Origin of the sequence: Duganella sp. Root336D2 (assembly GCF_001425005.1) — a bacterium.
Classification (GTDB): domain Bacteria; phylum Pseudomonadota; class Gammaproteobacteria; order Burkholderiales; family Burkholderiaceae_D; genus Rugamonas.
The window spans coordinates 1-8,382 of the sequence record NZ_LMDB01000020.1; the positions used below are offsets into that span (position 1 = coordinate 1).

General features: G+C 56.0%; 3 protein-coding genes. All 3 read left to right on the plus strand.

Annotation, left to right across the window (positions count from 1 at the left end):
• The first annotated feature begins 652 nt into the window (after positions 1–652).
• The 3 genes from ASD07_RS15765 (at position 653) to ASD07_RS15775 (ending at position 8,315) form a co-directional block, all read left to right on the plus strand.
• Positions 653–1,030 (plus strand): hypothetical protein, encoded by a 378-nt coding sequence (locus tag ASD07_RS15765; protein ID WP_055932179.1) that lies wholly within the window; start codon positions 653–655, stop codon positions 1,028–1,030.
• A gap of 689 nt (positions 1,031–1,719) precedes the next feature.
• Positions 1,720–7,845, plus strand: coding sequence for a hemagglutinin repeat-containing protein (locus ASD07_RS15770; RefSeq protein ID WP_055932182.1), 6,126 nt, complete (start codon positions 1,720–1,722; stop codon positions 7,843–7,845).
• A gap of 2 nt (positions 7,846–7,847) precedes the next feature.
• Positions 7,848–8,315 carry an SMI1/KNR4 family protein gene (locus tag ASD07_RS15775; protein WP_055932185.1) on the plus strand — a complete coding sequence of 156 codons (468 nt, stop codon included), beginning with the start codon at positions 7,848–7,850 and terminating at the stop codon, positions 8,313–8,315.
• The last annotated feature ends 67 nt before the right edge of the window (positions 8,316–8,382 follow it).

An 8,382-nucleotide genomic window follows, 5' to 3' on the forward strand; every position in this document is an offset into this window, starting at 1 on the left:
CCCGACGTGCCCCAACAGTCAGATCGATTCGTTGTTGCCATTCCCGAACTCTACTCAGTCCTAAACCCGCTGTGAAGGTGGAATGGCTGGACGCATACTTGGCAGCTACCTAACAGTGTCTTGTATTCCTCGGGGTCCGAAGAGGCCGAAGCTAAGTCGGCTGGACAGTCTGCTAATGGCGGCTCATCTTTGAACGGAAACGCGACAAATTCTTCGCCAACGGGAGGGGCAGCTGTTGGCTCGCGACCAACAGCGAACAGTACAAATAGCACAGCAGCATTGGAGAAGGTCCTTTTTGATAACAAGTTCCCTCAAGATAAGATAGCAGACCCGAAAATTGTCTCGCCAGTAGCGCTGAAGACCATGAGTGGGAATTTGAATTACGTCATACTTGAGGACGGCTCTCTTGTGCTTGGGAAGTCACCGCATACTAGTCTTACGAATAACATGCGAGTACAGGCGGCAGGCGAAGTTCAACTTTATAACGGAAAGATCAAATGGCTCGACAATGCATCGGGGCACTATCAGCCATCTGGCCCACAAATTAAGGACATTGCGGAATCTGCCTTTTCAGTAAGATAGGCTTAGATGCGACTGATAAGTTTCAGTTTAAAGTTTGGAAATTTGATTCGTCGTTGGCGAGAGGTGGAAAATGGATGAAGCAATGACAATGAATGCGCTAAAGAGTGAATTGCTCGAGGCAGAGCATATATTAAATACGGTGTATTCGTTTGAAAGGGCGGAGCCAAATTACATCCGCTGTCTCGAGATTATTAGAGGGGCGCCGGAAATGAGGCATCAAGTTTTCAAGCTGTTGACCTCGCTTTTCGAAGCCAATTTAATTAGTGATGAGCCGTTGGCATTCCTCATGCATGTTTTGCGCTGGTCAGAAGTGCGCGAATGGGCCGAGATCAACATACGAATGATGTCCAATCCGATTGCCACCGGCCGCCCATTAGAGAAAGTGATTGAGGCATTCGATGATGACTGGGAGAATCAAGAATTTTATGAGCTCTTCTCCAAGAAATAGCCCGGGCCTAACATTGCCCCTCAAACAGTTCAGCCGCATGAACGTGTGTGTCCTGTTCAAATAGGGATTTCTGGCGGCGCAACGTTCGAGTGGCCGAACAGGGATTCCTGTCGGTGCGAGGCATCGTTCTTGCTTGACGGCGCCACGAGTAGGCGGCGGAAAGTGCAATATATGTTCAGCCCCTTTGGGTTTTTTTACGCCGCCTTGATTGATTTTTGAGTAAAAGGCCGCTTTTGTGGTACGGCATAGACGAGTGTTTTTCCTGGCGCCTGTGGACGGCAACTCACTTCGTCAACCAAGAATCGAATACATCGCTAGAGGCGTACTCGAAATCCTGTCAGGTAATAACGTAGGGCGACATCAACGCCCGCTGCTTCCGCATCATCGACGTAACGGCCGGCACGGTCGGCAACATTCGTGACTCGGTAACTGTTCTTGGAAGCGGCACCAATGCCGCAGCCAACGCAGGTGGAAATGCCAGTGCCAGCGCCGGCAACGGTAGCGGTGCCTGTTCGTCCGGCGCCGGTGCCAATCTGGCCAGCGCCGACCAATCCGGCAATAGCGGAACGTCCAACCAACTGCTGGCGGGTGGCACATCGTCTGGCAGCGGCACCGGTAACAGCCTGGATACCGCTGGATCGGCGCAATCGGCCGGGCCTGCGCGCCAAGGCTCGCTGTTCGGGCGCGTATTGAACCAGGCCCGCAGCAGCACGCTTGGTGACGTCAACGCCGCGGCAGGTGCTTCCGTAGGGCAGAGCGCCAGCGCAGTACAGGGCCAAGGCATCCTCGGCGTGCGGCAAATCTCGCCTGGCGGCCTGTTCCTGCGCAACCCGGACCCGAAAGGTGAATACCTGTTCGAGACGCGCCCACAATTTGCAAAGCAGGACCAGTGGACCAGCAGCGACTACCTGCTGGACAATCTGGCAGTTGACCACGCGACCACGCAAAAACGCCTGGGCGACGGCTTCTACGAGCAGCGCTTGGTGCGCGAACAGCTGTCCAAACTGACCGGCCGCGCCCCAAGCGCCGCTCCAGGCGACGATAAGCTGTACAAACAAATGCTGAGCAACGCCGCCAGCGTCGCCCAGGAATTCAATCTGCGTCCCGGTATCTCGCTCAGCCCCGAGCAAGTGAGCCGCCTGACCAGCGACATTGTGTGGCTGGAAAGCGAGACCGTGCAGTTGCCGGATGGTTCGATTGAAACCGTGCTGGTGCCAAAAGTCTACCTGGCCCACGTCAGCGGCAATGCAGTCAAGCCGACCGGCGCGCTGGTGAGCGGCGCCAGCGTGACGATCGACGTCAGCGAAACCATCATGAACCAGGGCGGCGTGATCGACAGCGGCAATGGCCGCACGATCCTGCTGGCTGGCGAAGACATCATCAACAAAGGCGGCAGCATCAAGTGCGGCGACGTTGCGCTGCAAGCCGGCCGCGATATCAGGAACGAATCGCTGGTCGTAGACAGCAAGTGGTCGTCCAAAGTGAACGGCGGCAGCTTCACGTCGCTCTCCAACCAGGGCACGATTTCGGCCACCGGCCAGTTGATCATGGATGCCGGCCGCAATGTGACCGACCTGGGCGGCGCGATCAACGCAGGCAGCGCCTCCATCCTCGCTGGCAACAACATCACCTTCGATACGGTAAAGACCGGCAGTGCCTATCACTACCAGGCGAATGGCTCCACGATCGACAACAGTGCTACCTACAACCAGCTAAGCCGCGTGAACGTTGGCGGCGATTTGTTGATGGCCGCCACGGGCAACCTGAACCTGACCGGTACTCAGTTGGCGATCGGAACCAGCGGTGCCGGAGCCGGCAATTTGCTGGCTGGCGGCAGTGTGAACATCGCCGCCGTGGTCGACGAAGTAAAGAGCAGTCTGCTGAGTGATCCCAACACCAAAAACTGGGATAAGCAGATCCACGAAAATCAGGCGGTGGTAGGCGCTAAAGTGGCTTCCACTGGCGACCTGCTGGTCAATGCGGGCATCAACCAAAGCAGTGACCTGAACATCAAAGGCAGCACGCTTGCTGCGGGCGGCACGCTGACGCTCAAGGCGAGCAAAGACCTGAATATCACCAGCGTCAGCGAGTCTCACCTCTCGGATATTGAAATCCATCGTAAATCGGGCAACGCGGTCAAGAAGAGCAGCAGCGATGCTACAGATTACGACGCAAGCACTCTGGCGATCGGTAGCAGCATCAAAGGCGGCAACGTGGTCGCCACCATTGGTGGCGATACCCTGATCAAGGGCAGCACCGTGCTGGCCGATAAAGACCTCAGCATCGACGCCAAAGGTGGCCTGAAGATCGTCAGCGCAGAAGAAACCAGCAAAACATCGAGCACCAGACAGGAGAAGAAGTCCGGTATTAGCATCAACTATTCGGCCGGCAACCTGAGTGCTGGATATGGGAAGTCCAAGGCCTCCTCGCAAAGCGAGGAAGAGACGGTCACGCAGCTGGCTTCCAGCATCGGCGCCCTTGGCGGCAGCGTCAAGCTCAAATCCGGCGAAACCTTGCAAGTGGTCGCCTCCGACATCGCCGCCAAGGAAAACCTGACGCTGATCGGCAAGAACGTCGACCTGGCCGCAGCGCAGAACAATTCGGTCAGCCAGTCGAGCACCCAGAGCAACTCTGCCGGCTTTGCCATGGGCTTGACGGTTAACCCGCTGGCAGCCTTCCGGAGTGCTTACCGGTCCGATACCGAGAACACCAAAAATTCCAACTTCGTCGGCAAGTCACTCAGCCAGGCAGAAGGCCTGGCCGAAGGCGTCAAGGCGGCAACGACCTTCGTTACGACGCAATTCGGCTCCAAGAGCTCGAACAGCACGCAAAACCACGCCGTCAGCGAAGCGCGCACCAGCAGCCTGACTGCCGGCAAAGACCTGACCATCATTGCAACAGATGGTTCGATCACCAGCCAGGGCGCGCAGATCAGCGCCGAAGGCAATGCGCTGCTGCTGGCCAAGGACAGCATCAAGTTTGACGTTGCCCATACCACGGAAACCAGATCGCAAGATTCAAAGAAATCGGCCTTTGTCAGCGATAACCGTACCCTCCTGGGCGGCGGCATCCTGAACAACAAGGGCGACGGCAAGGGCGGTACCGACACCGTGACCGGTACCAAGCTGTCGGTCGGCGGCAGCGCCACCATTGCCACGCAAGCCGGCGACATCACTCTGACCGGCGCCAACGTGGTTTCTGAAGGCAACCTGTCGATCAATGCCGCACGCGACCTGACCATCACCAGCGCGCAGGACACGCTCCACAACGCCAACCAGAGTAAGAACAAGGCAGATGGCAAAGTGGCCATTTCCGACACCGAACGCTTTGCCGGCTACCACAAGGAACAGCACAGCGACAACAGCAACCAGGTGACCCAGGTTGCCTCCAACGTCTCCAGCCTGAAAGGCGACGTGAACCTGACCGCGGGTGAGAAGTACGCCCAGACTTCAAGCAACGTGCTGGCAGCGAATGACGTCAACATCACCGCCAAAACGATCGACATCACGGCGCTGCAGAATACCGGAAGCCACCAGGAATCCAACAGCGACCTGAAAATCGGCGCCTTCGCCCGCGTCAGCTCGCCGCTGATTGACCTGGTCAACAACGTGAATGCAGCGCGCAAATCCGATGACCGCTTGAAGGCCATGCAGAGCATGGCGGCAGTCGCCAACATCTACCAGGCTGCCAGCACGGAAAGTGGTGTCCTGATCAAGGGCGAAGCTGGCATTGGCTTTGCCAGTAGCAGCAATTCCAGCAGCGGCAGCGATAGCACCGCACAGGGCAGTACCATCAACGGCGGCCGCAACGTGACCCTGACGGCCACCACTGGCGACATCCACGCTACCGGCGCCGCGCTCAATGCCGGCAAAACCCTGAGCCTGGATGCAGCTCAAAACGTCGTGCTGGATGCCAGCCAGGGCACCCTGCATAGCGATGGAAAAAACAAGAGTTCCGGCGCGGAAGTAGGTGTTGGGTTCCAGGTCGGCGCGCAAACCGGCGCGTACGTCTACGGCTCTGTCAATGTGGGCAAAGGCCACAGCAAGAACGACACCACGATCAACAACAACACCGAGCTCAAAGCCGACACGATCAATATCAAGAGCAAAGGCGACACCACGCTGAAAGGCGCATCGGCAACCGCCAACACCATCAACACTGATGTCGGCGGCAAGCTGGCCATCGAAAGCCTGCAAGACACCAGCCAGTTTGAAAGCGTGCAAACGAATACTGGTGTGCGCGTGCAGGTAGGGTTTGGTGTCATGGGTGCCAGCGGCAACCTGTCGCAACAAAAGGGCAGCGGCACCTACGCAGGCGTGGGCCAGCAATCGGGCCTGTTCGCTGGTGACGGCGGCTACCACGTCAAGGCCGACACGATCGACCTGAAGGGCGGCGCCATCGCCAGCAACAACGCCGCCGCCTCYGAACTGACGACCAACAAGCTGACMACGTCYGACATCGAAAACAAGATGAAGTACTCGGCCAGCAACGTCAGCGTGGCCGGTGGCATCAGCGGCGACAGCGAATATGGCGCGAAGGACGCGGATGGCAACACCAAGTCGCTGAGCCAGTCGCAGCTATACGGTACCCCGAAGAGTGGCAACATGACGCCAGGCCTGCCGATGGTGGAGAAGGGCAGTGACAGCTCCACCACTTACGCCACAATCACCGACGGCAAGATCAACATCGGCGGTGTAACGACGAACTCCGTGAAGGACCTTGGCATCAACACCGATGCGAGCAAGGCCAACACCGCACTCGACAAGCTGCCTGATTTGCAGAAGCTCCTGAAGGATCAGCAAGCCATGTCGGCCGCCGCTGGCACGGTGATCGCAACCACCAAACAAGTGGCAAGCGATATTGCGACTGAAGCGCGCAAGGCAGAAGTCGAGGCACAAAAGACACTTAACAATTCGAACAGCACGGATCAACAGAAGGCAGAAGCAACCAAAACAATTGATGCCGCCAAACTGGTTCAGACTGAGTGGGGCGTAGGCGGTGAGAAGAGCCGCGCACTGAATGTTGTCACCGGCATTTTGGTTGGCTCGGTCGCAGGGCAGGCCAGCACGCAGATTGCAGCAAATGCAGCGGCGCCATATCTCGCCGCCGAGATTGGCGACTACTTCAAGAAGGAAGGCAACGAAAACCAATCGCTGCAGAATTTAAGTCATGCGGTCCTCGGCGCAGCTCTGGCGGTTGCCAACAATTCCAGCGCAGTCAGTGGCGCGCTGGCCGGCGGCGGCGGAGAACTTGCCGCGCAAGTCTTGACGAAAGAACTGTACCCGCAGGCATTTGATGCCAATGGTGTACTGCAACGTGACAAGCTTACGCCGGACCAAGTAAACAACGTTAGTGCGTTATCAAGCGCTATCGGCGCACTATTGTCCGGAATGACCGGCGCCAGTTTACTTGACGCTGCAGTTGGCGGAAAGGTTGCGACCAATGCGGTGGAGAACAACTTCCTTCAGGGTAAAAGGGAAATTACGCCAGCGGTGTACCGCAAACAAGTACTCGATCAAGTTGGTGAGTGCATCAACGTAAAAGAATGCAGAAGCATGGAAGACGCCTTGCGGGCGCGATCCGTTGCGTTCTACCAAATTTCCTACAACCTGGCTAAACAAGGCGATAAATCCGGTGCCGATGAATACTGGGCCTTGGGAACATCGAGCTTCGAGGCCGCGAAGGTGGCCGCTGGAAAGGCGCACTCGATCGCGGGAGAATACTTTGCTGGGTCGAATAACACCAACCCCCAGACCTCGTCTGGATACGTGGAGTTGGATCGAAGCGCTGGGCAGTATCGCGACGGAGTAACGGGGGCTGCAGTCGCTCGGGTGCCCGCAGCATCCGCAACTCCTTGGAGCTCGGCTCTGATCGAAAGTGATCGAGGTACGCAAGATTACCGCGCAAGGCAAGCATATGAAACTGAGCGAACCCTCAATATTCTTTCATTGCCGTTTGGTGTGGCAGCGCGGGGTGCCGCATTGCTCGCCGGAGCTGACGAGTTATGGAATACAGCCCGAGTTGTCGGCACAGTTGTTCGAGAAGGAGAATTTGCAGTTGCCGGGAGCCGTATACCTGTCGCTGCTTCCAAGTCTGCGGGCAGCACCTCAGGGGCAGCCTCGGCATCCCATGCGTTTGATGAAGTACTCTACGGGCCTCTCCGTCCAGCGTACTTTGACGAGTTGGGACTCTCGCCAGTTCAATTCGGCACTCGCCCTGTCAAGGCAACTGATGCAGGAGTAAGAGACGAGCTTGCAGCGACAACGAAGACTTTAGATAATTCAACTGAAGGGGCGGGGAAGGGGCTAGCCGAGTTTTCAGACACTGGCAACTATGCTCGGCTGGAGACGAATAGAAAATCGCTGCCAGGTTCGAAAGCCTCAAGCTCCGCTCCGGCGGTGCAGACTTTAGATTTCCCAGTTCGAACTGTTGACAGTTCTTTGGATAAAGTAAACCAGCTGCGTCAGTCGCTTGATATCGGAGCGAAGCGGAATATTGCGATTGCCGAATTTAAGATTAACGGCGAAACTGGTGAAATGGTAGGAATAAGTGGGAACGCTACGCGTCCGGGGACAGTCGGTGCTCCTGAAAAACGTCGATTCGATTCGATTACAACAGGTAACAATACGCGCGAACTTGATTCAGAAGTGAAGATTTTAGAGAATCTTGCGAGCCGATTGAAACCCGATGCGATCGGTACATTGCATCTATTCTCGGAGCTGCCTCTTTGCATCTCTTGCAAGGGGGTTGTTCCTCAATTTGAACAAGCATTCCCCGGCATTCGGGTGATTGTTACTCATGGCCCAGGAAGGTAATAATGAAAAAAGAAGTCCTAATTTCATCTTTAGTCGACGCAGGAATATGTCATCTTGACGAGGTGCGCGGCGTGACTCCTGAGGAAGTTGCGCGCTTGGAAGCGAATATTGGAAAAAGTTTGCCTTCAGAATATCGAGAATTCCTGTCTGGAGTTGGGCGGGGAGCGGGGCGGTTTCTTAACGGGACGGATATCTTTTTTGCCGCACTTGACGGATTAAGAGAAGACGCGATTCAACTTCTGAGGGAGAATGAGGAAGATGCGAGTCTTCCGGATGATGCATTTGTCTTTTCGATGCACCAAGGGTACGAGTTTACATACTTTAAGATTTCTGATGGGGATGATCCTCCTGTGTATCAGTATGTGGAAGGAAATGGCTCACCATCTCTTGCTTGGAATTCGTTCAATGACTTTCTAGTGGATGCAATTGCACAAAACTGTAAGCGTAAAGCCAGCACCGTCTGGACGTAGGAATCGCCCCCATCCATGATCGAATTTTGGCACAGCAGTTGTGCCCACAAATTCAATTATGGACACA

Excerpts from the sequence above, each read along its gene's own strand:
- ASD07_RS15765 (WP_055932179.1), top strand. The coding sequence starts at position 653 with ATGGATGAAGCAATGACAATGAATGCGCTAAAGAGTGAATTGCTCGAG.
- ASD07_RS15775 (WP_055932185.1), top strand. The coding sequence starts at position 7,848 with ATGAAAAAAGAAGTCCTAATTTCATCTTTAGTCGACGCAGGAATATGT.